Annotated in this window: 23 protein-coding genes; 2 read left to right on the top strand and 21 right to left on the bottom strand. The window is 59.1% G+C overall.

Features of this window, described 5'->3' with window-relative positions:
• The first annotated feature begins 112 nt into the window (after window positions 1-112).
• Window positions 113-1,384 carry a restriction endonuclease gene (locus ACMUVN_RS00330; RefSeq protein WP_273881902.1) on the top strand — a complete coding sequence of 424 codons (1,272 nt, stop codon included), beginning with the start codon at window positions 113-115 and terminating at the stop codon, window positions 1,382-1,384.
• 267 nt (window positions 1,385-1,651) lie between these two features.
• Here ACMUVN_RS00330 and ACMUVN_RS00325 read toward each other — a convergent pair whose 3' ends face one another.
• The 15 genes from ACMUVN_RS00325 to ACMUVN_RS00255 form a co-directional block, all read right to left on the bottom strand.
• Window positions 1,652-7,216 carry a DUF3320 domain-containing protein gene (locus tag ACMUVN_RS00325; protein WP_414814764.1) on the bottom strand — a complete coding sequence of 1,855 codons (5,565 nt, stop codon included), beginning with the start codon at window positions 7,214-7,216 and terminating at the stop codon, window positions 1,652-1,654.
• 225 nt (window positions 7,217-7,441) lie between these two features.
• Window positions 7,442-9,289 carry a hypothetical protein gene (locus ACMUVN_RS00320; protein WP_273881904.1) on the bottom strand — a complete coding sequence of 616 codons (1,848 nt, stop codon included), beginning with the start codon at window positions 9,287-9,289 and terminating at the stop codon, window positions 7,442-7,444.
• An 8-nt stretch (window positions 9,290-9,297) separates the two neighbouring features.
• Window positions 9,298-9,519, bottom strand: coding sequence for a hypothetical protein (locus ACMUVN_RS00315; protein WP_130805071.1), 222 nt, complete (start codon window positions 9,517-9,519; stop codon window positions 9,298-9,300).
• Window positions 9,520-9,764: 245 nt separating this feature from the next.
• Window positions 9,765-10,370 (bottom strand): DUF429 domain-containing protein, encoded by a 606-nt coding sequence (locus ACMUVN_RS00310; RefSeq protein WP_414814763.1) that lies wholly within the window; start codon window positions 10,368-10,370, stop codon window positions 9,765-9,767.
• Between the two features lie 96 nt (window positions 10,371-10,466).
• Entirely contained in the window at window positions 10,467-10,775 is a 309-nt protein-coding gene (locus ACMUVN_RS00305; protein WP_414815008.1) for a hypothetical protein, read from the bottom strand.
• A gap of 35 nt (window positions 10,776-10,810) precedes the next feature.
• Complete coding sequence (locus ACMUVN_RS00300) at window positions 10,811-12,040, bottom strand: hypothetical protein (protein WP_414814762.1); 1,230 nt, start codon at window positions 12,038-12,040, stop codon at window positions 10,811-10,813.
• A complete protein-coding gene (locus tag ACMUVN_RS00295; protein WP_414814761.1) occupies window positions 12,037-12,522 on the bottom strand; it encodes a hypothetical protein in 486 nt (161 codons plus the stop codon). Before ACMUVN_RS00295 ends, ACMUVN_RS00300 begins: the two co-directional genes overlap by 4 nt.
• A gap of 18 nt (window positions 12,523-12,540) precedes the next feature.
• Window positions 12,541-13,785, bottom strand: coding sequence for a trypsin-like peptidase domain-containing protein (locus tag ACMUVN_RS00290; RefSeq protein WP_414814760.1), 1,245 nt, complete (start codon window positions 13,783-13,785; stop codon window positions 12,541-12,543).
• Between the two features lie 182 nt (window positions 13,786-13,967).
• On the bottom strand, window positions 13,968-14,243 hold the full coding sequence (locus tag ACMUVN_RS00285; RefSeq protein WP_414814759.1) for an HNH endonuclease: 276 nt from the start codon (window positions 14,241-14,243) through the stop codon (window positions 13,968-13,970).
• A 73-nt stretch (window positions 14,244-14,316) separates the two neighbouring features.
• Window positions 14,317-15,012 (bottom strand): HNH endonuclease, encoded by a 696-nt coding sequence (locus ACMUVN_RS00280; RefSeq protein ID WP_414814758.1) that lies wholly within the window; start codon window positions 15,010-15,012, stop codon window positions 14,317-14,319.
• A gap of 448 nt (window positions 15,013-15,460) precedes the next feature.
• Window positions 15,461-15,802 (bottom strand): hypothetical protein, encoded by a 342-nt coding sequence (locus ACMUVN_RS00275; protein ID WP_414814757.1) that lies wholly within the window; start codon window positions 15,800-15,802, stop codon window positions 15,461-15,463.
• Window positions 15,802-16,002, bottom strand: a complete 201-nt coding sequence (locus tag ACMUVN_RS00270) for a dehydrogenase (RefSeq protein WP_414814756.1) — start codon at window positions 16,000-16,002, stop codon at window positions 15,802-15,804. Before ACMUVN_RS00270 ends, ACMUVN_RS00275 begins: the two co-directional genes overlap by 1 nt.
• Before the next feature lie 371 nt (window positions 16,003-16,373).
• Window positions 16,374-17,396: a quinone oxidoreductase family protein gene (locus ACMUVN_RS00265; protein WP_414814755.1), complete on the bottom strand. Its 1,023-nt coding sequence runs from the start codon at window positions 17,394-17,396 to the stop codon at window positions 16,374-16,376.
• Window positions 17,389-18,474 carry a Gfo/Idh/MocA family protein gene (locus tag ACMUVN_RS00260; protein ID WP_414814754.1) on the bottom strand — a complete coding sequence of 362 codons (1,086 nt, stop codon included), beginning with the start codon at window positions 18,472-18,474 and terminating at the stop codon, window positions 17,389-17,391. Before ACMUVN_RS00260 ends, ACMUVN_RS00265 begins: the two co-directional genes overlap by 8 nt.
• Entirely contained in the window at window positions 18,471-18,923 is a 453-nt protein-coding gene (locus ACMUVN_RS00255) for a nuclear transport factor 2 family protein (protein WP_414814753.1), read from the bottom strand. The genes ACMUVN_RS00260 and ACMUVN_RS00255 overlap by 4 nt, the downstream gene beginning before the upstream one ends.
• Window positions 18,924-19,025: 102 nt before the next feature.
• Here ACMUVN_RS00255 and ACMUVN_RS00250 point away from each other — a divergent pair, with 102 nt between their 5' ends.
• Window positions 19,026-19,955, top strand: a complete 930-nt coding sequence (locus tag ACMUVN_RS00250; RefSeq protein ID WP_414814752.1) for an AraC family transcriptional regulator — start codon at window positions 19,026-19,028, stop codon at window positions 19,953-19,955.
• Here the strand turns inward: ACMUVN_RS00250 and ACMUVN_RS00245 are convergent.
• The 6 genes from ACMUVN_RS00245 to ACMUVN_RS00220 form a co-directional block, all read right to left on the bottom strand.
• Window positions 19,952-20,797, bottom strand: coding sequence for an SDR family NAD(P)-dependent oxidoreductase (locus ACMUVN_RS00245; protein WP_414815007.1), 846 nt, complete (start codon window positions 20,795-20,797; stop codon window positions 19,952-19,954). The genes ACMUVN_RS00250 and ACMUVN_RS00245 overlap by 4 nt on opposite strands.
• Before the next feature lie 125 nt (window positions 20,798-20,922).
• The gene (locus ACMUVN_RS00240) at window positions 20,923-21,360 is read right to left on the bottom strand and encodes a DsrE family protein (protein ID WP_414814751.1); all 438 of its coding nucleotides are present in this window, start codon (window positions 21,358-21,360) and stop codon (window positions 20,923-20,925) included.
• 121 nt (window positions 21,361-21,481) lie between these two features.
• Complete coding sequence (locus tag ACMUVN_RS00235; RefSeq protein ID WP_414814750.1) at window positions 21,482-22,447, bottom strand: MBL fold metallo-hydrolase; 966 nt, start codon at window positions 22,445-22,447, stop codon at window positions 21,482-21,484.
• A gap of 85 nt (window positions 22,448-22,532) precedes the next feature.
• Window positions 22,533-23,357, bottom strand: a complete 825-nt coding sequence (locus ACMUVN_RS00230) for an alpha/beta fold hydrolase (RefSeq protein ID WP_414815006.1) — start codon at window positions 23,355-23,357, stop codon at window positions 22,533-22,535.
• Window positions 23,358-23,610: 253 nt separating this feature from the next.
• Window positions 23,611-23,910, bottom strand: coding sequence for a tautomerase family protein (locus ACMUVN_RS00225; protein WP_128408492.1), 300 nt, complete (start codon window positions 23,908-23,910; stop codon window positions 23,611-23,613).
• Between the two features lie 32 nt (window positions 23,911-23,942).
• Window positions 23,943-24,947, bottom strand: a complete 1,005-nt coding sequence (locus ACMUVN_RS00220) for a zinc-dependent alcohol dehydrogenase family protein (protein ID WP_414814749.1) — start codon at window positions 24,945-24,947, stop codon at window positions 23,943-23,945.
• Window positions 24,948-25,049: the final 102 nt, after the last annotated feature.

The raw sequence follows: 25,049 nt of genomic DNA, 5'->3' as shown, positions 1-25,049 counted from the left end.
AGAAGCGTTCTCCACTGGTTTCGATGGTAGTGGGGCCTGCAGAGTTAGCTATTCCGAAAGCAGAACCGACTACTAATCCGCGCATCCGCTAGAAACTTTGCCGCTGGTTGCCATGTCCATCCGTCCTACCGCAGAAATCAGAAAGCCGACTAACGGCGATCGATTCGAAATTCAATGTCGCGAGCTCTTCGCTCTGCACTACAAGCACCCAGAAATGAAAATCAGTCCTCCGAGCAAGCAGTTCGGCGTCGATATCTTCGGCTATCGGGATGGGGATTTGGACAGGCCCATTGGCATCCAGTGCAAGGCCACAGCCAATCTGACGGAGCGAGAAATTCGCGACGAATTCAGAAAGGTTCTCCAATTCGATACTCGCCTCACTCAATGGGTCGTCGCCACGACCTCGGACAGTAGAAGCGCCCTTCAGAGCCTTGCACGTGCATTGACTGAGGAGTCGAGTCCGGATCCGAGACGTCGGATTGAAGTCATCATACACGACTGGCGCGAGATGCAGCTTCTGATCGTCGCCAATCCAACCTGTCTCGATTGGTTTGATCCTCTTTTCTCGCCATTCCTCGCTGAGCTCAAGGAAGGCATCTTGACGCGCCTAGATCGTATCGAGGCTCGCTTGGGCCGACATCTCTCACACGATAAACCTGTACCGTTTGAGCCGAACGATACGTTGTTCTCCTCTCTCGTGCCTATTGGCCTAAGCGGCAAGCCGGAATCCATTCCAGTCGTTTTTGATCAACATGCGTTTTTCTACGCACACCTTTTCCCGGTAGCGCCTACGAAATCCATTGGCCCTACGGCAATCTCGAACCACATCGGCGGCGCGTATTACGAAGCTCCGCCCTCAGGTCACGAGGCTTGGCCCGTGAGGGGAATCGGAGACTACACTCTAATCGCAAGGAATAGTCCCAGGAGCTCAGCTATGGTCAGAGGTCTCGAAGACGGAGTGGGATTCTTCAGGAATGGCGAAGCCTTCGTCTTTCAGGGGATAAGAAACACACTCAATATAGAGGGGGTGGTAACCAGTATCTGCCATGCGACCAAGATCCAGCGCGAACTCTGGAAATCGCCCTCGATTCTTAACGCAGGCATACGGGTCCGAAGGGGCGAAACGTTGCAATTCAAGATGGGTGACACGGAGATCGCCAAGATCCGCCCTGACCAAGACCTCGTCAGTGGTTTCTACGAAACTCATGACTGGGTTCCTCTGCAGCTTTTTGGTGACCTTCTTGAGTCCGGAGGACTCTTCGCCGAGGACAGTCCATGGGCGCTTGCACGCATGCTGGAAAGAGGGATCAGAAATCGCGAAGAAGAGGAAGACCGGCGGAAGCCGAAGCTCGAGGCTTCATCGTTCGACGGCATCGATTTCTGATCGGTGACCGCCTACGCACCCCGGTCCTCAAAGCCGATCGCCGCGAATGCGCGGCAATCTCCCTGTGCGGACGCGTCAGTCTTGATTCCATATATACGAGGCCGTTCCAGAACGCGACGTCCTCGCCGATCGTGAGCTTGGCGTCTTGAACTTCACCTCCGATGGGGCCACCCCAGGTGCCGGCCCAAGTTCGATCTTACCATGGTGGGCAAGCGCGGGCAGCGAGAACTCGACGGAATCCTCGGCATGTCACATTGAAAGGCTTCCTCACTGAGCAGACGCCATCGCATTCCCCGAGACGAGCATGCCATCTCGAACCAACAACTCGCCATCGGACTTAAGCGCTTCGATGCGAGCAAGGATCACGTCTCGCAACTGGCTGCTGGTTGCCTTGAAGCCCAAGCCGCGCGCGACAGCGTTCACGGCCTCGTTCTCCGTAGCACCCAGGCTGGTGGAAATGAGAGAGGTTAGTCCCTGATCGATTTCCATCGGCGGGATCATTTCTATCCGGCGCAGGGTCGGCGACGCGACAGCGGTTCGGTCCCGAACGCGGATTTCGGCGCCGGGCCACAGCAGGAAGTCACCGGATCTATAGACGTGCGCCGCGTTGACCGCCGTATTGATGGCGTTGCCGACATGGGAATCGATCCGGTTGCCAGCGCGCTGCAGACCCCACGCCGTGCGGATTCGCGTGATCACCTCGTCCCTGTGGATCGGTCCCTCTGCCTCCACCGTCTGCTTGATCAGACCAACGAGTGCTCCAAGCGGCGCTTCGTGGAGCTCGGTTGTGGTGTTAGGTGTGAGCGAAACTTCCTCATAGAGAGGCGTCGTGCTCTCAAAGGCGACTGGTTGAAGGCCGATCTCTGTGACGTCCGCACGCTCGATCGTGACGACTTCGACAGGCACCGCCCTCGTTGCTGCATGAGCGACATGATCGCCGGAGAGCGCGTTCGCTTTCGCCTGTTCAATTGCTGCCACGAGGCGGTCGAGTTCAGCCTTAGGGCGCTGAAACCAGTCAGTGCTCCAGATCCGGTGGATCGTCCACCCGTGATCTTCGAGCACTGACTGGCGCAGCCGATCCCGGTCGCGCGCGGAGCGGGACGAATGGTATTCGGCACCATCGCACTCGATACCAAGCAGATAACGGCCGGGGACCGCTTCGTCGGCAACGGCGAGATCGATGAAGAACCCTGCGATCCCGACCTGCGGATGAACCTGATATCCCCTCTCCTGAAGAGCTGCCATGATCTGCTCTTCGAAGACGCTGTCCATCTGGCGATCAGTGCGCTGGCTCATCGACAGACGCCCGGTTCGCGCGTAGTGCAGGAACAGCTTGAAAGCGAAGACGCCCTTCCCCTTGCCGCGCTCAAGATCGATGTCATCGTCTGTGATTGAGGCGTAGACTTCGCAGCGGCGTTTTGCGCGGCTGATGAGGACGTTCAGGCGGCGTTCCCCGCCTTCGGCGCCCAGCGGTCCGAAGCGCATGCTCATTGGCGCGCCACCTGGCCCCTTGGCGTATGCTACCGAGATCAGAATGACATCGCGTTCATCGCCCTGCACGTTTTCCAGGTTCTTGATGAAGAACGGTTCGTGAGGATGCGAATGGAAGAACTCTTCCGTCTGCGGGTTCAACCGCCGTAGAAGTTCGAGCTGGTCCTGGATCTCCCGCCGTTGCTTGATCGAGAAAGCCGCAACGCCCAGGGAAAGGCCGGGTGAGTTAAGCGCATGCCGGATGATGGCTTCGGCAACCGCCTTCGCCTCCACCTTGTTCACTCCGTCTTCGAACGTCCCGCCTGGAATGTGGTTGAACCGCAGTCCCATCCCGGCTTCCTTGGTGTAAGGACTGGGAACGATGAACAACTTGCTGTCGTAGAACTGGGTATTGGAGACTGCAATGAGTGACTGGTGGCGGCTGCGGTAATGCCAGCGAAGCATCTTCTCGGGTAGACCGCGGGCACAGAAGAGACCAAGAATGCTCTCGATATCGGAGACCTGCGCGCCGCCGTCGTCATCGTCATCCGACGTTCCGGACGTCATCTTGGAAAAAAATTTGGTCGGTGGTAGCTGTCTCTCGTCGCCGACGACCACGACCTGCTTTGCGCGAGCGACCGCACCCAGCGCATCCACGGGCTGGATCTGACTGGCTTCGTCCATCACGAGCAAGTCGAATTCCAAGACACCAGGCGGCAGGAACTGGGCGATCGACAGCGGGCTCATCATGAAGACTGGCTTCAATGCCTGAATGGCGAGCGAAGCCTTCTGCATGAGTTGCCGGATTGGCATGTGGTTACGGCGCCGGGCCATTTCTCCTCGAAGGATCCCGACAGGACCGAGGCCGCTGACCGCCGGGATGTTCCTGTGATGTGCCTTCACGACTTCAAGTCGAGAAATTCGCATGCGGTTCCGGTCGAGCGATGCGAATTCGCCAACCAGCCTGCTGTGGACTTCGCCGTCGAATCTCGCGAGAACCGGATCCTGCGAATGCTGATGGCGCAATATCGCCTCGTAGAAAGCCATCGCAAAGTACGGGATGACATCGGCTGTTGCGACCCGGCCGTCCTGAAGGCGTTCGACGACCAGACCGACGCCGAGATTTCCCGCGTCGTTAGCGCGTCCGTTGTAGGCAGCGTACTTCGAGAGCTGCTCGTCGCTCTCGATCCAACGGGCGAGCTTTTCTCTGATTGACGTGAGCGAGGCCAGGGCGACGGCGCTCTCGCCGAAGAGCACACCAATATTCGCCTGCAGGAATTTCAAGATGTCTTGGAACTCGGCGGCGAACCGCTGGCCGTGCGATGCGGCGGCCTGTGCTTTGGCCGCAATATTAGACCTGTCGGTTACCCGGGAAGCAAGCATTCGGATATCGCCATTCCGCGACAACCAGTCGAACACGGCCGCAAGCTTCATCCAATCGGAGTCTGCGCCATTCCAAAGGCCGCCGAACGCGGCGCGCCCGAGTTCACCGGAGTTCTCGACTGCCCGCTTGCGTGTCCGCGCGGCTGCGAGCAACTCCAAGGCGGCTATCCTAGCGGAGTTGTTCTCCGGAACACCCTTCATCAATGCCGCAATTGCCCGGTCGGCGGTCGCGACTTCCTTCAGGACTGTTGAAGCCTGCGTCAACACCGCTTCATCCGGTCCGGCGGCAGCTTGAAAGAGCTGAGCAGTACCGTCACCAAGGTCGGTCCAAAGAGAAATCATCAGTTTACGCATGTCCTCGAGCAGCGCTCTCACTTGCTCGCACCGGGTCGCCACCGATCCCTTGTCTGTCAACCTGCTCGCGATCTGCCGTGCTTCGGCCCCTACCCCGCGAAGACTGCGCATCCACAGGACGAGGTTCTCGAGCGGCTGGGGATCCGACTTTTCTCCCCGCCAGTCGGCGCCGAACGCACCGCGGCCCAGACTATCGCCGTCCTTGATCGCCGCGCGCGCCGCTTTCCCCTTTTGCAAGAGATCGAGCAGCCGGACCATTTCGCTGGGATTCGTTTCCGACATTACGGTGCGGAGAAGAGCCTTGGACCTTCGCCAATCCCCACTCAGGAACTTGAGGGTACGCTGGCCATGGATGGCCACAGCCGTTCGCGCGGCCGTCAGATCCATGTCCCAGGCTTGGTCGCTGACCTTGCCAGTCAGCTCCGCCTTAATCTGGCGATACGTCGACACGGCCTCAGCGAGATCACTGGCTTGATCCAGACCACGCTCCCAGATTGCTGCGACGAATGCGTCCGGGCTAGCGTCGGGCGCGTCGGCGACTCTCTCGCCGATGGTCACCAGCCTGCCGATGGATCCAAGGGTCGCGGACGCGTTCACGCCGAGCATCTGCTTGAGTGATCCGGCGGCGTTCAGGAACCTCGGCAACAAGGCATCAAGCTGCTCAACGGTTTGATGGCCTGATTGAGAAAACGAGGCAGGCAGGCGCCGTAGCGTGGTCACGAGCGGCGAAGTCTCTGCTTCCCAAGCAGCGTCATTAAACTGAGTTCGCACTTGCTCGGACAGGCGAAGGAACTCCGCTCCGTCACGGATGACGCTGGCAATCTGCTGTGGAGAAACTTCCCATGCTGGATTGGCCAAGGCTTCAGACGATATCTCGGGCGGGCATGTCGCGAGATGCTCTGCAAGGATCCGAGCTTCGTCGAATGACGCGACCGAATCGGCAGGCTCCCGGTGGAGGGCGTCTGTCACCTCCCTCGTAGAGTTCAAAAGACTGGCGAGATCTCCGGAAGCATTGGTCAGGCGTGTCGTCAGTCTCTCGAGATCGAGGGGGGTAATGCCTGTAAGGCCGACACCATGCCAGGCATGTTTCGATGGCAGGCCGATATCGTCAATTCGCTGCGCCAGTTCAGAAAGGATGGTGACTATTTGATCCTTTGCGTCCGGGCTCCAACCGACAGCCGCTGGAAGTTCGATATCCGATGGCTGCAGGCCCATCCTACGCAGGCGCGTCAGGTGACCGATCACCTGGTAGGGCGTGAGGTTGTAGGGACGGTAAATCTGGTGCATCCGGTCCGGATGCGCATTCAGGCTATCTCTTGTTTCCAGCAGACGGCGGTCGTGGGCCTCGGCGGCCTCGCCTTTGGGGGCACCCAGCTCCCATACGTGCTGCAGTTCGGAGAGAAGCGCACGTTTGTTCGCTTTGCTGGAGTGAAGTTCGAGACAGGCGTCGCCAACGTTTGCCTGATCGAGACGTCGCTTTACGACCTCGAGAGCGGCCATCTTCTCGGCCATGAACAGGACTGTTTTCCCGTCCGCAACCGCGGCGGCAATGATGTTCGCGATCGTCTGCGACTTTCCGGTGCCGGGTGGTCCTTGGATGACAAGGTCGCGCCCGCGGCGGACCTCGTGGATAGCCACCGCTTGCGAACTGTCCGCATCGACAATGTGAGTCATCGCCTGCGGGGAGATATGTGCATCGATCTTCGTATCATCGTTGAGAAGAGCGTCGCCGCGTTCGAAACCATTGGACACAAGCCCGGTGATCAGAGGACGCTCGGTGAACTTCCCGTCCGCCGGCCAAAGTGTCGGGTCAAGATCGCGGTACATAAGGAATTTCGCGAAGCTGAAGAATCCGAGAACGATGTCATCCGGCTGGACGGACCAGTCCGGCTTCACGGACACTGCCGCTGCCACCTGACTCGCGTAGGACTCGAAGGAGAATTCGTCGGTTGCCTCGAAGTCAGGCATCCGAATCTTGTGAACCCGGTCGAGAAACGCCTCCAACGACAGGTTGGACGCAAAGTCCTCAGGACGCGCCTTCAGTTTAAAGCGTTCAGCCGCGCTGCCGCGCATAAGCGAGACTGGTACGAGAACGAGGGGCGCATAACGGATGTTTTCCGCGTTCTGGGGGTCGATCCACTTTAGCGTGCCGAGCCCGAGGAACAGAATGTTGACGCCTTGCTCTTCTTCCAGAGTGCGGGCATCAAAGTACAGATCCAACAGGCGCTTCTGAAGAGCATTCGGGGTCATTCGGGTTTGAAGCTTAGTATCCAAATGCCGTGTCAGACGGCCGCTCTCATCGCGGTCGTCGTCATCGGGCAGCGCAAGCTCGATCAGGTCTTCGGCGTCCTCGCCGTCCTTCGGATCCCTTCCCTTGGCTCCAGCCAAGAAAGTCATGGACTTGCCTTCAGTGACGAGCACCCGAAAGATCTCGGCTGATTTCTCGTCCACGATGTCGATCGTCTTGGCGCTTTTGGAGAATCGGGGAACGTTCAGGAGTCTGTTTCTTGCCGATAGGTCGAGCAGCTCCGTTCGTGCTCGTTCAATCTTTGCCTCTACTGAGAGGTTGCTGTCGAAGATCGATTGCTCGGAACTTTCCGCTGCATGTGTATTGCCAGCTTGCATGAATTCACCTCATTCCCCATGGGTGCAACTGATGCATAAAGTTGGGTCAATGGTCCAGTAGCGAGAAAGCAACTTGGGCGATTATTTAGTGACTGCCGAATGGTCGCGTAGATTGGATCGGTGCCTGTGCCCCAATGCCGGACATAAGCCCGATGATTTCGTACATTTCGATGCCAATGGCCCGAGCAGCAAGGCAAGTGCATGAAACCGAGCTTATGATTTCATTCAGACCGCCTCAATCTCTTCCGGTGTGAGACCCTGGATCTTGAGCTCGGCACTAATCCATTTCCGCGCTGCCATCATACTCTGCCGATAGTCGTCGGCAGCGAGAGAAAGCGATTCCGGCGAGGTAGCCCGATCAAGGTCCTCGAGCGACCATCCTTCGACAAGCCGTTTGCTGATCGCGAAACAGGTCGCTTTGCCTACGCGGAAAGCCATCGAACGCTGCGCCGCCCTTAGAATGATCCTCCTCAATTCCTCGGCTTCCAACTGACCAGCGAAAAAGACTTCGAGCTCCGCCGTCATGCGCTCGACTGCGGAATAGAGGCCGTTAATGAACAAGGTCTGGGCATCCTTGTAGTAGCGTCCGGCTCGCCCCTTCATTTGCTTTTCGTCGATCTCTGTCGGGTCATCCAGGATTTCGATGGTCGGCACTCTCTCCAGGGCCTGCGCCTCCCTCGAGAGCTTGGCTCCCTCGGGCGCCTTGCGAACTTTCTTCTCTGTCGCGCGCTGCCCGCCGTTCCCTTCGCCGCGCAGGAACCGATCCTCTTCGTCATCGATGGGTTCAACGGTTGCCGACCGTGCTTCATCGAGACCGAGATCACTATCGTCCGTGCGATCCGGAGCCTTCAGGGACTTGACATATGTGGTCGTCGGAAGACGGAATTCGTCCAGAAGCTTCTGAAGATCCTTCTGAAGATCATCGAGGTTTTCCTCACGCGGCGGGTGAGCTTCGCGGATCACACCCTTCACCCATTCCGGCATGAGCTCACGCACCCTTCCCGCGTAGTCGTCCGTGGAAATGGGATTTCGCTCTTCGACGGTCATGAGCGCATCGCGGTATTGGTTGGGGAGCGCGTCGTCGTCGGGAAGATAGATCTCGACAGTGAGGACGGTCGAGCCGAAGGGAATACCGTAGTTTGGCGCTATCGCGGACCATTTCTTGCCGGTGCGGAAATCGTAGCGCTCTCCCTTATGCACGAGAGCGCAGAACGTCGTCGAAGAAGTCGTAGGGTTATTCAGGGCGCTGATTGAGTGGCTGTAACTCTGGTGCTTGGGATCATGAATGTATTGGATCCCGACCCCGGTTTCGGGGCACGTCACGATTTCCGCTTTCGGAAGTGCTGGAACAACCTCCTGTAAGGTTTTGAGAGTCCTCGTCCTTCCCGTCTCGTCCTTGCCGCCGCCTTTCGTCATCGACACGTCGATTACAACCTTCACGCCGGGGCGGAACTCTGCGAAACGCCGGAAGATTTGCGTGGCGACGTAGCTCCGATCGACTCTGATCCCCTTCCCGACGGGTTCTGATACCGTGTCATGATCGTCGTCTTCACCGATGAGGACGACCTCGGTCCAGTCGGAGGACAGGTCCATAGTGTGGCGCAACGTATAGCCGACATCGAAGACAGCTTCCTGTCTTCCTTCGATGTCGTAGGTGAACCGGACGAACGTCTCTGCTTCGTCGTCGTATCCGATCATGACTTGGTGGACGAGACCATTCTTGCACGAGCGGTAGCGTATGCCAGCAGGAGAAACTGTGAGGCCGGACACCTTAGCCCCGATCCCGAAATTGCCCTTCAGCGACATCTGCTTGTTGATGGAAGCCGATATATTCGTCGCCGTCCTCAGCTCGGTCGCATTCATTCCCGGTCCGGTATTCCAGAACGTGAGTTTTCGGACGCCGTCGATGAGCGTGGGATAAATGCGGACGATACGCCGCCCGTCCGGAGCAAGCGAAGCGCTCTCCTGGGCGTTCATGAAGAATTCCCGGACAACCGTGTGACGCGGAGCCTGCCCGATCATCCGATTGATCAGGAACCTATCGTCTTCGATCGTCAGGCGCTCGTAGCTCATTCTGAATCCTACAGTTTGAAAACGTCCTTCTCGGACGCGCCGGAGGTTCCGAACTTGCGTTCGAGTTCAGACGCGGCGTCCCGGAGTGCCTTGACGATCTTTTTCACATCACCGTCATCGAACTCGTAGGCCCGACGGTTTGAAAGATTGCCGATCTTGCGGATGGCATCGAGAGCAGCTTGTGTCCTGCCCTCCGCCAACTTAACGAATTTCTCGCGCTTACTATCCATTTTTCTCACGATTTTCACGTGGCGTAAAAACTGAAATAGACGAACTAAATTGTCAACAATTCGGATTTCATATTTTATGAAACTCGGCGCAATATTCATCGAGGCGAAGGATAGTCGCTAGTCTCAATCAGGTATGGGCACCCAGATCGCCGACTCCAGATCCCCATATGCCCTCGCCCGCCCGTCCGTGACGCAGGAGCCAACCCAGGCACAAACGACTGCGTCGAGCGCATCCTCGAATGACTTCAGCACGTGCCCGCGTACATCCGAGTCGGCAATGGCAACGCGTCCTTCACTCCCTCGATTTGGGCATCCAGTTGTGTGACGATCCGCCTCCAGGTTTCGAAGAGGTTTTGCCGCCGGACAGCGGGGCTTTCATTCGGCCAATACTTGCGGCTTTTTGAGTGCTTGTACGGGAGCCGCCGATCTGCCGAAGCCAGTTCGATGAGCGCGGGATGCGGATAGACCTCAAGCAGTGCACAGCCGCTCGGTTTGGAAACCGCGAGCGGATATCCGGCGGCTTCGAACCCGATCCTTAGCTCATGGCTGAGCTTTCCCGGACGCGCGACGCTGGGCGTGTGGGTGCTCGCATGCCTAGCGCCGTATTCGCAGGAGATCATGTTGTCCGACGCACGACGGCCGATGATGGGAGCCAGCGACAGAGGCATGTCGATAGCGACCAGGTCAATTCGCCCGCCGAGCTTTTCGTTCGCTGCCGCGAGCAACGCCGACGCGTCTGGAAGCGATCCCCGATGGCGTACGATAGGATCGGCATCCTTGTGAGCGGCAAACCCAGCGTAGGAGGCAGCGACTTTGAGGAGCTGCCAGCCGGAGCCGCAATCGACGATCAAGGCGACTCCGCTCGGTTCGCGCTCCGTCCAAGCGGCGTCAATGCCTAGAACCGCTCTCAACCTCGTCTCCCTCCTCACTTCGGCCAAAACTCACAATCACTTCCGCAGGTAGCTCTTCTGCCCTCCATCGGTCATGCAGTACCGACCTCCTCTGGGACCCGTGCAATATGCCCCTGATCGACAGGAGCAGTCCTCGCTGACAGTGGGCGCCATCTGTGATCCGGCACCGCCCAGCAGGCCGACGGCACCTCCCATGTACGCCGAGCAGGATCTCTTGCTCGCACTAACCGAGCCGTCATTGCAAATGAATGTATCGCCCTGACAACCTGCGATGCCGCCCTTCCTGCCACTGCAGGGAGTGTTTGCAGCTTGTGCCGTCACCGCTATTGATAGCAAGATGACCATGGCGCCCAAGACCAAGTGCGTGCCGCAAGTGACGCTCAACGTGTTCTCCACTTCAAGACCTCTTCGGAGGCGAAGTAGTGGTCGAGGACGTTCGCGACCTTGTCCAGCTTGGTGTCCGGCGGAACCAGATCGATGTCGCGAACCATGTCGTAGATCCAGTCTCCCGTCGTTGGTGAGATCATGTCCGCGGCCGTGGAGAGCGTCATGAAATCACCCTTTCCCTCGAAGCCGACGAATAGCTCTTCGATCGATCCGGCAGCCTTGTAGAAGGTCGTCAGATTGGAAGGGTCCGGCCCGAAGAGGCACCAAACGAAATTCTTTCCGTCTGCGGTCTTCGCGATTGGCAAGTATGCCACCCAGGTCTTGATCGTGCCCTGTCTGAACGGATGTGTGCCGAAAGCGATCTTGTCCTCCCCATTCTCGAGAAGCTGCGACCCCTCGATGAATTCGTCGATCGTCGCCTTGGCTAACAAGAATCCTTCGACGCTGCTGCGCCGCTTCAGATGGTAGAAGCGGTTCACGCATCCGTTTACGATCATTGATCGTGTGATGCCGGGCTTGTCTCGCATCTGATACGAACGATCTTCGTAGTCGATACCCAGGAAGCGTACGCTGTCGGCATCGTCGGCAACGAATAGCTCGTCCCTTGTCGGCGCTAGCAGCTTCGGCAGTTCTGCAGGAACGACGTACAGTCGGTCAGCGATCGCGACCAACCTGGATATTCCCAGCACGGCTGATCGATATGCATCGGCGACGACGTTGGCGTCATAGTCGTCGTTGGGAACAGCAAGATACGGCGCATGGAATCCGAGTACAGCTCCGGGTTGGAGCGATCTTTCGGGAAGCTGGTCCGGAAGTGGATCGTCGTCGCCGACGGGGTTCGGATCCTTTGGCAGGGCCGTCCCACCGAGGAAGGCAATCGCACAAGCGGACAAGCACTGGTTACCTGAACGGACGACTGTTGCTAAACCTCGTCGGCGGAACGCGAGCGCGAGATCAAGCCCCTCAAGGTAGGAGCCACCCGGACTGTCGAGTGACACGACGATCTTTCGCCAGGGATCCTGGGCGTGAGTGATACCGGACGACTGAAGAGCCGCATCTAGCCGCTGCACGTCACCCTGGTCGATGTCACCCTGTAATCGGAAGCGAGCCTCCACGATCGGCCCGCTCTTGAGGCCTTCGAACGAGAAGTCGGCCGACGCTCCGGGGTCTGAAAGGAACGCCAAGCCCAGTACGCCCAAGGTCGAGAGCCGCCCAAGCTTCATTTCGCAATGTCCGGGCAGAGCTGCTGGAAGATGGTGAGGGCGACCCCGTATCCGGACGCGGACGAGCCGTCGAGAATTTCGCCGGACTTCATATCGCGGACGGCATAGTCTGCCATGTTGTCCGTAGACTTCGTCGGCCCTTCGAACGCATATGATTGACCATACATGTCCGTCCAGGTACGCTTCCGGCAATTTCCCGTGACACGATCGCCGACCTTGACCTCGGCCATCGTGCGCTTCACGCATGCCATGGAATTGTCCATCTCGTACCCCACGCAGTAGGCCTTTGCATCCTTCTGCGTGTGCTTGACCACGATCACCGCGTTTGCGGTGCCGATTCCCGTCTTCGAGACGGTTGTCAGTTGCATCCCCGCCCGAGATCCATAGTAGATCGAATGATCCTCGGCGGCGAGGGCTGGGAGAGCGGCAGCTCCAACGACGACTGAGCAAGCAAGGGCGAGATGTCGAAATGAAAAATTCATGGCAGTCCTCTCATGATGTCAGTCGCAGCAGACCTTGCGGACGTAAGTATTTCCGAAGGTCACCATGGCATCCTTCGCGATGAGCCCGTGCGTCTTGAGAGCGTGTGACAGGTCCTTCGCTTCCTGCTCGCCATAGACGTCATGCAGTGTCACGGCGATCCAGCCGTTCGCAGCTAGGTGTGCCGCGAGCAGGACCGACGAGGCTTTGATGAACGAGCGGGCGTCTTCGAGTGTCCGGAAGGATTTGACCTGCACGAAGCGCCCGTCACCAGCAGGTTCCTCGAATTCGTTCACCCGCACCCAGGAATAGTGCATGTAGCCGCTGGATCCTCCGACGGCGACGCGATACCAGTCGCCTAGTAGTTCAGTGACCTCCACGGGAGTTCCGTTTGGCGCATGTCCGATCGTCTTCGCATCGTCGTCGGCCGCAGATCTGATCGGCGCTATCCCCTTGGGATGACGCACGAAGCCGCTCCGGGCTCGGGGAACTTCGAGCGACGCGTCATCGGTGGCCGCATTGTCCGCCGGCAGGTTGACAGAGCTTGCGGGAGGCTGGGTTTGGATAGAGTTCGGCGACTCAGAGGTGATGGCTACTCGCGCGTCTGGCTTTGGATAGCATAGGATCTGGAAAACCGACGGCGTAACGCGATCAGCAAGATCGGCTGTCGATAGGTCTGTCGGATTCTCAGTCGTATCAGCGGCTTGATCAACGAGGCTCTGAGACTGCATAAATAACTCGGCGACCGACGCGCGGATCGCGAAGTTCACGTTCTGAGCAGTGATACCGATCTCATCTGCAGTCTTCTTGGATAGCGTCGCGCTCGTAATGCCGACAAGGTATCCGTTCCGGTCCACTACAGGGCCTCCTGAGTTGCCCGGCTGGATTGGTGTCGAGATCTGGATGTATCTGGTGTCGTTACGGATCCCCGCGAGAGCATTCACGTTGCCTGTGGTGATCTTCACGGAATCCGCGAGCAGCGTGGCCAGAGGGTATCCCACTGCAACGATGTCCTCGCCGAGCCTCGTTGGAGACTTTCGGAATGCAAGTGGCTTTAGTGGCTCGCCGGCCGCGATCTTCACGACCGCCAGATCATTGATCCCATCAATGCGGGAATCGGCCGCATCGCCCTTCCCCTTCACCTCGATCCGCCCGCAATCCTGGACCACATGGGCGTTCGTCAGGACCCACCCATCGGTGGTCACCGCAAATCCCGTTCCCGAGGAACTGGGCTCGTCAGCAAGGCAGTGTGAAGCGATGGCCATGGACAGGCCCGCGGCAACGAATACTCGACAAGTGACAAACATTTGAATTCCCCAGGCGGTCGAAAGCTAAAGCCATCGAGGCATGGATTTCAACTTCTTCTTGCAAGATTGCTTAATTGTCAGCGCACTGTGTCACCCGCCTGCATCACGGAGAACCCCTTCGGGAATGAGCGCAGGTTACCTCACACCGAACTAAACCTCTCTCGGTGCCGTACAACATACGCCGGATGAGGCCACAACCTGCCATCCGCAGGCAAATGGATTCGATCCATCTGCTTCGCAAACGGTGTCCGCGGCACCAGCGGCACCTCGTTGTGCGATACGAGGATCCGGTAATCGTCGCTCAGCGAGATCAAATGCCTGTCGAAGAGCCCCTGCACGGTAGCTGAGAGCGCGATACCGTTCTGCACCACGTCCGGTTCACCGTCGGTCACCGTTCGGCGGTACCGCCAGATCATTCTTCTCCTGGCGAACGCCTCAGGTTTCAACACCCAACATTCAGTTCTTTAGTGACCACGACATCTGAAGTGATCAGTCCGGATCAATCATCTGACCGCAGTTTGTGCACCGCGTGCCATTCCAACTGGTCGGACCGCAATACGGACAGTCCCAACCAGGATCGAGCCGATCGCCCTTGGGCCGCATCCCGACAATCCCGGTGCGCCCTCGGATCATGTAGCGCAGGTTGTCTTCGCTAACGATGGTCGTACCGGGGCCGAACTCCAATGGCCTGCCCTTCTGCTCCGGCTCTCGGTTCTCCTCGTGATGACGATAGAAGAGCTGCTCGAGTTTCATCCTGTATTTGTCCGGTAGTTTCCCACTGACCAAGGCTTCTGTGATCCGGGCAGTGGCGATGCCAATTGCTCGATCAGTGAGAAACCTCTCGTGAACTTCGGCGGCGCGTGGTGCCTTTTCAGCGGCGCGTTCGAGCCTGAGTTGGATGACTGGGGTTGCCTTGAAGACCCTATTTCCCTTTGAGCCATTGCACCTGCGGCAAGCGGGCATCCAGTTGGCCCACGAATTGACTGCAAAGTTCTCCCCAAGGCCGAAACCTTCCAGGACTGCTTGAAGGGCATCGGATCCTTCCAGAGATTCCGGAATGATGTGATCGACCTCGCAGGTGTTGTACGAAACTGGTTCCTCGCACAGCCAGCATCGCTCGCTATGCACGGTCCAAACTGCATAGCGTTCGGCGTCGGTGAAGTTGCGTTTTGCGGGCTGGGACATTCATGATTGCGGGTGAAGAATTGACCGCAAACTAGGACCATTTCTCCTAAGTTGGCAATGGGCTCGAATGCACACCAAAGGCGATCCCTGCAGCCGGAGGAGAAACGCGCTAGGGATCGTCCTTTCAATGCTGCTCTGCCCTGGCCTTAAAGCCGAACGCAACCGGTCACGCGCGTGAGCAACTTGTCTTCGAGAAGCATCAATCCTGGTTTGGGATCGGCTTACCCTCGTAGCGCACGCAAAAGGTCCTCCTGTGAAAATCCTGCTCGAAACGGACGAAGACGAGTTCCAGGTCGTCAATGCTGTCGCGTTTGCCGAGAAGGCTGAGCGTGACAACGAGAACACCGCTATATCCGCGGGTCAGGCGAAAGGCCGCGCAGGGCGTCGCCTAGGCGGGGAACGGAGACTTAGTATAGGAAACGTACGCGCCTGCATCGCGGGGATCCCATCATGAACGATCGCTGCTGCTCGACCCTGACGACTTCATCCCGCTGTCGACGACGATCCAGAGCGTCCGGACCATATCCGCGGCTTCGCGAAGAATTCCCGAGACATTCGCATGCGAAAATCTAACAACACCTTTTGCCGCGGCGTCCAGACGTACGATTGCATCGCGTTCGGTACCACTTCCAGGGATCCCAGCTTGCTCGCGCAGATCGCGTACCGTGGTCATCGCACGAAGCAACAAGCTCTCGATCTCGCCCGCGGTCAGGCGGTCGACTTCATTCGCCGCCCTTACGAGTTCTGCGACGAACCCCGGGACGCTGCTCGTCTCCGCAGTTATCGTCATCATCCCTCGAATTTAGCGCCGGGCAGCCAACCGCGCGTATAGCCTTTGCTGATGCATGCCCGAGCGATTGCGAGCTGTTCGCACAGCCGTTCACGATTCTTGAGCAGAGCATCGATGGTTGCACGCGGATCCCCTCCGTGCCAGGCCAAAGCTGCGTCGACGGGGTTGGATTCCGTTGTCATATGACGTTCAGCAAGCATGTCGGATCCTCGTCAGTTCAGGAAGAGCATGCTCGGAGACAATGTTGCGGCAGCGATGCGGATATGCAACGGCGCGACAGCGCGAGCACCGAAAAGCTAGACACCAGAACGAGTCGTAGCAAGGATTCGTTAACGCTTAGCAGATCACAAGATGCGGCGTGTCCTGAGGCTTGAATTCCCCTTCCTGCCGGAGCAAAGTTGAGGACGGGGAAAATCGATGAAAACGCTGATAATGCTTGCAGTCGGAATGGTGGCGTTCGATGCCGTCGCCACAGACTATCCCACCAATGGCATGCTCTATATCCGTTAGGAGGATTCCTCGCTGACGTATAGCTGCAAGCTTCAGGCAGGCCAGCAGCGCCGCCGGTGCATTATATTTTCAAAACCACTCGCCCTAAAGTCTCCCCGGCCTCCAGAGCCCTCTGGGCTTCGCCCACCTCCTCGAACGAGACCACTCGGTCGATGTGGGCACGCAGTGTGCCCTGGTCGACCCTGTCGGCGATTTCTTCGAGAACGCGTACTTGTCTCAGTCTACGAGGATGGTCGCGAGCGATCTGCGGCAGGCCGATATTGACGAACGAGATGTCCAGGTTTCGCCATTCCGCGAATCTGTTGCCGCCGCTCGGCCAATCGGAGACCACGGTATTCACCAAACGGCCATACGGAATAACATGACCGAAGCTTCGGGCGAAGTTGTCACGTCCGACAAAGTCGAACACGACATCAGCTCCATCCTTGCCACTCCAGGACTTTAACGCCGCGCCAACGTCTTGCGTCCGATAATGGATCGCCAAGTCGGCACCCAGTTCTAGCGTGAGGGCGGCTTTCGCTTCACTCGAAACCGTCGTAGCCGTCCGCGCCCCGATCGCCGAAAGGTACTGGATCGCGATGTGGCCAAGGCCGCCGGCCCCACCGTGTACTAGGACGTGATCGCCCGGTTTGACCTTCCCCTTGTCGAAGACGGCTTCCCAAGCTGTCAGGCCGACGACCGGGAGCGCGGCAGCCTGCACGAAATCGACGTTCCTCGGCTTCCGGGAAACATACGCGCCATGTACCACCTTGTATTCCGCGTAGCTGCCGGGGTTGCCAGGATAACCGCCATCGATGTACCAGACTTCGTCTCCAACCGCGATGCTGTCTACAGCGTCGCCGATCTCCTCAACAACGCCAACGCCGTCAATGCCGAGGATCGTCGGCGATCCGGCATCCGCGCCGGGATCGTGCCGCTGCCCACTCTTTCTATTCTGCCAATCGGCCGGATTAATGCCGGCCGCGACCACTTTGATGAGAACATCCTGAGGTCTCTCGATTTTCGGCTTAGCTATGTTCCGCACCTGCAAGACTTCAGGTCCGCCGGGGGCGTCCAGCACCAACGCACGCATCTTCTCAAACATCGCGCCAAACCCCTCCGCTCTGTTCGACCGCATTGATCAGCCGATGCAGGTTGACGGCGCTTTCGAACGTCGGGCTTTGGCGCGTGCCGGACAGTTTGTCGGAGGCAAAGAGTTCGTAAAGTTTCTTAACGTTGCCAGTCAGGACATTCTCATCCGGCCCGAAGTCGCCTGGAACGGGGATTGGATGCAGGTTCTCGCCGGCTTGCGCACCAGAAAGGTTGAACCCGCCAACGCCCACGTAGCCAATCGGGCTAGTCAGGAGCAAGTCTCCCTTGCTTCCGTTGATCTCCAAATGGAAATTGGTCGCGCGCGACAGGCCGCCGCGGAAATGGCTTGTCACAAGAGCGCCCGATGCAAGTCTACCGTTAAAGACGATCTGGTCCGCGACAGTGAGCGGAACAACCTCGCGGCTCTCCACCATTCTGATAGTGGGCCGCCGGGTTTCGAGCGTCCCTGAAACGCTGAGGAACTCAGAGCCCAGCGCGAACCCAAGGGCGTCCATTGTGTGCGCGAACGGCACGTGCAGCATGCTCGCCCCCTTGGAGGGGTCCAGGGTGTACCGGAAGGCTTCCTCGAGTTCCTCCCCCCAGGTGATCCCGGAGCCGATAACGGAGGCCGAGAGAACCTCGCCGACATACCCATCGCCGACGAGCTTCCGGATGTGCCTGATGGCCGGGTTGGCTCGGGTCTGGAGACCGATCATCGTCGAGACACCCCTGGCGGCGGCAAGCTCGTTCATGGCTTCCGCATCCCGGAGGTTCATGCCGAGAGGCCATTCGGAGAACACCGATTTCCCGGCCTCGAGGGCGGCGGTCACAAGCTGTAGGTGCTCAGGGACCCTGACTGTAACGACGACGAGGTCCACATCGGGATGGTTCACCAGCTCCTCGGTTGATGAGACAGCGTGGTCGAACCCGAACTTCTGGGCCGCTGCCTGTGCGACTTCAATCCGGCTGTGGCTTAGCACCGAAAGCCGGAACTGCGGCAGTTCCTGAAGTGCGGGTACATGGGCGGTAGATGCCCAGCCACGGTCGGGGTGTACCCCGATGATGCCAACTCTGATTGGTGCTTGGGTCATTGGACGCGCTCCTTGGGCTTGATTTCAAGAATGGTGCGACGGAGGGCGAGCTTCACAATGCGCCACTGTCCATCCGCCAGCTCCCACGTTTCGTGGTAGTGGCCGTAGCCATGCATGCTGGCCGGACGCGTTTCGTCTTCCACCGGGAAGACGAGGTAATCCTCCATGGACCAGATCGCCGTGACCTGGTGGGCGGACACTCGTTCCAGTTCGGCGTTGTGGACTTGGTGGATCGTACGGGCGCCCTCGAGGTAGCGGGCGGTTACCGCGACGAAATCGGCGACAGAATTGAACGCGCCGACTGTGTTTCCTTCAGGGTCCATGAAACGGACTTCTGGCTCGGTCGAGAACAGCTTCCCGAACTCATCCCAGCGTTTAGTGTCGATGTATCGGCAATACCGGGCCTTCTGAAACCCGATCGCTTCGAATGCCTCTATGTCGCTCTGCATTTGCAATCTCCGTTAGGGTGTCTACATAAGTCGCCCGTTCCGGACGTTTGAGATCGATTAGTCTCGGATTGTTGTCGGATCGTCCAACTCTGACGAGGCCACATGGACGCGCTTTCGAAAATCTTCACTGCCCCCCGCATCAGAGAGGCGAAGTTCACCCGCCTGGAGGCCAGCGCACCGTGGGGGATAGTTTCCCCCGGCGAGCCAGTGGTGAAGTTCGTACATGTCGTGAGCGGCTCGGCTGTATTGACCACCCCCGACCAGGCCCTGCCGACACGGTTGGAAAGCGGTGACGTCTTCATCCTGCTGGCGGATGCCGCGTACCAGATTTTCGACGACGAACGTTCGGTGCTCATCGACTGCGTCGACGTCGAGCGAGCCCGCGTGGGCGACGGTATTAAGTTCGGCGGCGGCGGAGCCACGACGACATTCATCAGCGGGTCCTTCGAGATGGAGCGGCTCGGGCGCAATTACGTCCTCGACGTGCTTCCGCCGTTTCTGCATCTGACCAAAGGCGTTGGACGGACGGAGGGTTTCGCGACCATCCTGAACATGCTTGCACTTGAAACCTCTGTTCCTAGTCTGGGCGCAGACGCAGCGGTGGCTCGACTATTCGAGCTTCTGTTTATCCATGCGCTCCGCGCCTACGTAGGCGATGATAGGCACCAGAAGCGCGGTTGGTTGGCCGCTGCATCGGATGGCCGGCTAAAATCCGCTATCGAGGCGATCCATGCCGATCCCGCAAAGGACTGGACCGTCGATACCCTTGCAAGAACGGCGGGCATGTCCCGATCCGCTTTCGCGGCGCGTTTCAAAAACGTTCTTGGCCAAACTCCGCTGGAGTACATGACCTCCTGGCGTGTCTACTGCGCTTCGGCGCTTCTCCTCACATCACCAGCGCCGATATCTGAGATCGCCCACAAGACCGGATATGCATCTGATGCCGCATTCAATAAGGTGTTCAAGCGAGTAACCGGATACACGCCGGGCATGTTCAAGCGGGTGAATGAACCCGCGAGGCGCGCTGACTAGCGCCCTTGATCGAGGACACGAAGCGACAAGTCCCAAAGCATTTGAGCGTTGGCTGTGTCGAGCGCATATTCGGCGACGCCCTTCAACCGCTGCTCCGGCCGACTTTCGACCACGGGAGCCTCGGCGCAGTCCTCGAAATATCGCCCGCTCGTTCCCTCCACCAAAGGTGAAGCTGCCAGAAGCACGGAAGTCGCCGCGCCTTCCTCGAGCGTTTTGCGGAGATGTTCGGGTGTTCGGAGTCCGCCAGTATGACGTTGTAGATTGGTCGCGATAGCTCCGGGATTAAGCGCGTTCGAAACTATCCCGTCGTCGGCCCATTGATAAGCGATCCCAACGGACAGGAGGGTGCAGGCTGTTTTCGACTGAGCGTAGGCTAGCAGTGGATCGTAAGGGATGAAGCGGAAGTGCGGGTCCCCCCAGAAGACCGGTCCGAACAAGCTGCCGCTGGAACTCACGGACACGACCCGCGCGCCGTTGGCCATGGCGAGCGATCGGCGGAGGCCGAGCGTCAGGGCGAAGTGCCCGAGGAAGTTCGTTGCGAACTGCATCTCGCATCCTTCGGCCGTCCGTTGGAGCTCCGGCAACGCCATGATACCCGCGTTGTTGATGAGCGCGTCAATCGGACCTTCCCAGCCGTCGACGAACTGACTTACGGAACGGAGATCGGACAGATCCAGCGGCTGCACCGTGATATCGGTGTTCGCGAACCTCACCCTGAGGTCTCGGGCGACGACTTCGGCCGCCTGCGGACGACGCGCGGCGATGACAACGGACGCGCCGGCGGCGGCAAGAGCTGCCGTCGTCTCGGTGCCGATCCCGCTTGCGCCTCCGGTCACGATCATTGTCTTTCCATGGAGATCAATGCCCTTCAGGACATCCGAGGCCGTTGAATGGAAACCAAATGGCAGTTGAAGCATGGCACTTTCCTCGGGCGTTCGTTTCTTGCGCAGGACAGGGAACCAGAAGGTCACTCGGTGATCTTGACGAATCCTTGCTGGACGAGCTGGATCGTCCGCGCCATGGCGTCGAGGTTGATCTTGATGCGGGGCAGAAGATCGGCGTTGCCCCATCCGTTCACCTTCGCAGTCGCTCCGCAAAGCTCGACCTTGACACCGATGTCGATGAGGTCCGCGACCAGCTTTTTGTAGGGGTTGCCAGTGGCGATGTTCCGCGACGCATTGTAGGTCTCATCGCCTAGCGTGACGTGGCCGGCGTTGGTGTGGAACACCACGATCACTTCAGATGCCGCTTTCCAATTCGCGATGTCCGTCGTGATCAACTGAAGATGGAATAGAGCCGCGGGCAAGTCGCCCTCGAACTCCAGCCCCCCGATGCTGTGGACTGACTTCACTTCTCGCAGTTCGACCGGGATATCGATGAACAGCGCGCTTTTCGTATCCGACATGTTCGTTCCTTCAAGATTGCTGGTTGCGATAGATCCGGGACGCCAATGCGCGGCGTCCCGGAGGCGCGCGAGGGGGCGGTGGGAGGAGCGCGCCAAAAGGGTTTCGTGAGATCGGCCCAACCTAGACGCCGGCGTAGACGAGCCTCGTGAAGAAGGCGGGATCAATCACGAACTGACCCCACTTCTCGTCGAACGCCACCGAGGGCTTTGCCTCGACTACCTCGTCAAGGGAACGTCCCTGGCGTTTGAGTTTGGCCACGTTCTCGCGGATTGCGACCAGCATGTCGCGGAAGTCACGCAACTCGGCGCGGTTGCTGACCGGGTTTCCATGTCCCGGAATGATGATGGTCTTGTCGGTGGACGCGGCGAGGTTCGCTTCAGAGGCCGCTATCATGCCGTCGATGCTTCCGCCAGTCGAGTGATCGATGAACGGATAAATGCCGTTCCAGTAAGTATCGCCCACATGGAGGACATCTGCCTCGCCGAACATCACAGAGATGTCGCCATCCGTATGGGCCGGACCGTAATATTTCAAACCAAGTGTCTCGCCATTGAGCTTGAGCGTATGCTCCTTGGAGAAGACATGCTGGGGAACGCCGCTCCGCGCCAGCGGGAGAAAATTGTAGTCCCAGTCCTCTACCCGTTGGACCTGCGAAAGGTGCTTGCGGGTGTTCTCATGCGCGATGATCTTTGCACCGTAGGAGCCGATCCAGGGGTTTCCATCAGCGTGGTCGAAATGCCAATGGGTGTTGATCAAGTGGGACACCGGGTCCGGCGAGATGTCCGATAGCGCCTTGGTCATCTGTTTCTGCGAGACACCGATCCCGGCGTCCACCATGACGAGACCGTCCTTGCCGCTCAGCACCGCGACGTTGCCGCCGGATCCTTCGAGGATGGTGATGCTATTCCTCAGTTTGCGGGTGGAAATGGCGGACTTGGCGGCGCTGTCCTTTATGAGGCTGACCAGTCCGCGTGCCTCGGCATAGGCATCGCGGGGGCTCAACCACCCTCCCGTGGCGGCAAAGCCCGCCGCACCGATGCAGCAGAGGCAAAATCCACGGCGCGAGAGCATGTGTTCGGATTTCATGACATACCTTTCCGCAGCCGGTCCTCGAACGAGCCGACGGCTTTCGAACTGGAGTTGGAGAGGTCGAGGGCGGGCCGCCCGGCCATCAAGCCTTGATGAAGGCCAAAAGGTCCGCGTTGATCACGTCGGCGTGCGTCGTGAACATTCCGTGGGGGTAGCCGTCGTAGACCTTGAGCTTCCCATTCTTGAGCAACTTCACCGAGAGCTCCGCGGAGTCGGCGATGGGAACCACCTGGTCGTCGCTGCCGTGCATTACGAGGACCGGGATGTCGATGACCTTGAGGTCTTCCGTGAAGTCGGTCTCGGAGAAGACCTTGATGCACTCGTAATGCGCATTCGCACCGCCCATCATGCCCTGACGCCACCAATTGCGGATCGTGCCTTCGGACATGGTCGCGCCGGGTCGGTTGAAGCCATAGAAGGGCCCGCTGGCGATATCGAGGTAGAGCTGCGCGCGGTTGGCGGCCAACGCCGCGCGGTAACCGTCGAACACCTCGATCGGAAGTCCGCCCGGATTCTTGTCGGACTTGACCATGACCGGGGGGATTGCGGAAATGAGGATCGCTTTCGCGACTCGGCCCTTGCCATGTTTGGCCACATACCTGGTGACTTCGCCGCCGCCCGTCGAATGGCCGACGTGAACAGCGTCGCGGAGATCGAGAGCCTCGGCCAGGGCCGCGACGTCGGCTGCGTACGTATCCATGTCGTTGCCACCGGATGTCTGGCTCGAGCGGCCATGGCCCCTGCGGTCATGCGCAATGACCCGGAACCCCTTATCCAGGAAAAACAGCATCTGGTTGTCCCAGTCGTCGGCGCTGAGAGGCCAGCCGTGGTGGAATACAATCGGCTGACCTGAACCCCAGTCCTTGTAGAAAATCTGCGCACCGTCTTTCGTCGTGATGCTGCTCATGATCTCACTCCCGTTTTCGATGTTTGCATTGGCTGGATTTGATGACACCGTGGCCGCGATTGCCTGCAGCGGCAGGGCGGCGAGTGCCGTTGCGGCAGTCCCGATTAAAACGTCCCGTCTTGTCGCGGCGGCTATCGGAAAATGTTCTCTGGAAGTCATGGTCCTGTCCCTTTTTTTCGGCCGGATAGCTCTGCGCGGGTGGAGGTCCTGCGGCCCGCCTTCGGTGTTCGCCCCGGCTCTGATTGCGGGGCGGTCAGCCAACGACTGGCGCAGCCGCGGCCCACTCTGTGCGCGTGGTCGGATTACCGTCGATCGTCTCGACGATGTCTTTCGATTTCGAAAGCGTGGTCATCAAGGACTTCGGCCCCTCGAACGGCCTTCCGCCGATGTGCCAGCCATCCGTGTGCAGTTCCTCGATCAGTACCCAGACGACCTCGCGGAAGGCCTCCGAGCCTTCGAACTTGACCATGACATCGGTCAGCGCCTTGGCCATGGCGTGTTTTTCCTCTGGCGTGAAGACGCCGTCGACGAGCTTTACGTTTACGAATGGCATAGCTTTCTCCTTGGCTGGGGTGAGACGCCCGCCTAGTCGGCGACGTCGATGACGATCTTTCCGCTGGCGGTGCGATTTTCGACTTCGGCATAGGCTGCTGAAACGGTTTCGAAGCTGAAGCGGCGTGGGTCGAGGAGAGGAGTGATCTTTCCGGCTTCGGCAAGGCGTTTTGCCTCGCGCAGGATCGAGCCGTGGTGGGCGCGGCCTTCTCCGGTCAGGATCGGCAGAAGCGTGAACACGCCCGAGTAGCTTGCCGCCCGAAAGGAGAGCGGTCCGAGCGAATGGGTGCCCCATCCGAGGCAACTGACCACGTGGCCGAACCTGCTCACGGCGTTGAACGCGGCATCAATCCCTGCCCCGCCGACGGTATCATAGACGACGTCGAAGCCGCGTCCGGCCGTGTGGTCCTTCACGTACTCTTCGACGGTAGTCTGATGGCGGTCTATCGCCGTCGCACACAGCTCTTCGATCTGCCTCTGCTTCGACGCCTTGTCTACGGCGAAGACCTGGGCTCCGAAGGCGCGGGCGATCTGGATTGCTATATGACCGACGCCGCCCGCACCTATTACAAGTACCTTTTGCCGTGCCTGCACCGCTGCGCGATCAACCAGCCCTTCCCAGGCGGTTATGAATACCAGGGGCAGTGCCGCGGCCTCGCGCATGGTGAGGTTGGTTGGCTTGGGGGCCAGAAGATCGGCATCGACCGAGACGAAAGTTGCCAATGAACCCTGCAGGCCGCCAACGCCGCCGGTCAAGCCGAAGACCTCGTCCTGCGGCTTGAAGGACATGACCCCGGGGCCGACTGCCTCGACGACCCCGGCTACGTCCATTCCGAGGATGGCGGGCAACGGGTGGCGGGCGTGCGGGGCCTGTCCGCTCTTGATCTTGAGATCTAGCGGGTTGACGCTGCTAGCCTTGACGCGGACGAGAACCTCCCCCGCTGCGGGAGCCGGGCAGACCATCCGGGTGCGCACAAGGTCCGAGTTCGTTTCGGTGAGGACGAGCGCGTCCATTTCGGTAGGAGTGGTGGTCTTCATCGGTATGCCCTTTATGCTGCGCTGCCGACAATCCGGCGACGGGCAGAAGATGGCAGACCAGCACGGTCACCAGCCAGTGAATCGTGGTGAATTCTTGTGACG

The sequence above is a fragment of the Rhizobium sp. IY2 genome (assembly GCF_047532935.1).
GTDB lineage: Bacteria > Pseudomonadota > Alphaproteobacteria > Rhizobiales > Rhizobiaceae > Rhizobium > Rhizobium anhuiense.
This window is presented reverse-complemented; position numbering and strand designations above follow the sequence as displayed.

What these genes read in the sequence shown, in the direction of transcription:
- ACMUVN_RS00330 (WP_273881902.1), top strand. Translation starts at nt 113, where the DNA reads ATGTCCATCCGTCCTACCGCAGAAATCAGAAAGCCGACTAACGGCGAT.
- ACMUVN_RS00325 (WP_414814764.1), bottom strand. Translation starts at nt 7,216, where the DNA reads ATGCAAGCTGGCAATACACATGCAGCGGAAAGTTCCGAGCAATCGATC.
- ACMUVN_RS00320 (WP_273881904.1), bottom strand. Translation starts at nt 9,289, where the DNA reads ATGAGCTACGAGCGCCTGACGATCGAAGACGATAGGTTCCTGATCAAT.
- ACMUVN_RS00315 (WP_130805071.1), bottom strand. Translation starts at nt 9,519, where the DNA reads ATGGATAGTAAGCGCGAGAAATTCGTTAAGTTGGCGGAGGGCAGGACA.
- ACMUVN_RS00305 (WP_414815008.1), bottom strand. Translation starts at nt 10,775, where the DNA reads ATGGTCATCTTGCTATCAATAGCGGTGACGGCACAAGCTGCAAACACT.
- ACMUVN_RS00300 (WP_414814762.1), bottom strand. Translation starts at nt 12,040, where the DNA reads ATGAAGCTTGGGCGGCTCTCGACCTTGGGCGTACTGGGCTTGGCGTTC.
- ACMUVN_RS00295 (WP_414814761.1), bottom strand. Translation starts at nt 12,522, where the DNA reads ATGAATTTTTCATTTCGACATCTCGCCCTTGCTTGCTCAGTCGTCGTT.
- ACMUVN_RS00290 (WP_414814760.1), bottom strand. Translation starts at nt 13,785, where the DNA reads ATGGCCATCGCTTCACACTGCCTTGCTGACGAGCCCAGTTCCTCGGGA.
- ACMUVN_RS00285 (WP_414814759.1), bottom strand. Translation starts at nt 14,243, where the DNA reads ATGATCTGGCGGTACCGCCGAACGGTGACCGACGGTGAACCGGACGTG.
- ACMUVN_RS00280 (WP_414814758.1), bottom strand. Translation starts at nt 15,012, where the DNA reads ATGTCCCAGCCCGCAAAACGCAACTTCACCGACGCCGAACGCTATGCA.
- ACMUVN_RS00275 (WP_414814757.1), bottom strand. Translation starts at nt 15,802, where the DNA reads ATGACGATAACTGCGGAGACGAGCAGCGTCCCGGGGTTCGTCGCAGAA.
- ACMUVN_RS00270 (WP_414814756.1), bottom strand. Translation starts at nt 16,002, where the DNA reads ATGCTTGCTGAACGTCATATGACAACGGAATCCAACCCCGTCGACGCA.
- ACMUVN_RS00265 (WP_414814755.1), bottom strand. Translation starts at nt 17,396, where the DNA reads ATGTTTGAGAAGATGCGTGCGTTGGTGCTGGACGCCCCCGGCGGACCT.
- ACMUVN_RS00260 (WP_414814754.1), bottom strand. Translation starts at nt 18,474, where the DNA reads ATGACCCAAGCACCAATCAGAGTTGGCATCATCGGGGTACACCCCGAC.
- ACMUVN_RS00255 (WP_414814753.1), bottom strand. Translation starts at nt 18,923, where the DNA reads ATGCAGAGCGACATAGAGGCATTCGAAGCGATCGGGTTTCAGAAGGCC.
- ACMUVN_RS00250 (WP_414814752.1), top strand. Translation starts at nt 19,026, where the DNA reads ATGGACGCGCTTTCGAAAATCTTCACTGCCCCCCGCATCAGAGAGGCG.
- ACMUVN_RS00245 (WP_414815007.1), bottom strand. Translation starts at nt 20,797, where the DNA reads ATGATCGTGACCGGAGGCGCAAGCGGGATCGGCACCGAGACGACGGCA.
- ACMUVN_RS00240 (WP_414814751.1), bottom strand. Translation starts at nt 21,360, where the DNA reads ATGTCGGATACGAAAAGCGCGCTGTTCATCGATATCCCGGTCGAACTG.
- ACMUVN_RS00235 (WP_414814750.1), bottom strand. Translation starts at nt 22,447, where the DNA reads ATGAAATCCGAACACATGCTCTCGCGCCGTGGATTTTGCCTCTGCTGC.
- ACMUVN_RS00230 (WP_414815006.1), bottom strand. Translation starts at nt 23,357, where the DNA reads ATGAGCAGCATCACGACGAAAGACGGTGCGCAGATTTTCTACAAGGAC.
- ACMUVN_RS00225 (WP_128408492.1), bottom strand. Translation starts at nt 23,910, where the DNA reads ATGCCATTCGTAAACGTAAAGCTCGTCGACGGCGTCTTCACGCCAGAG.
- ACMUVN_RS00220 (WP_414814749.1), bottom strand. Translation starts at nt 24,947, where the DNA reads ATGAAGACCACCACTCCTACCGAAATGGACGCGCTCGTCCTCACCGAA.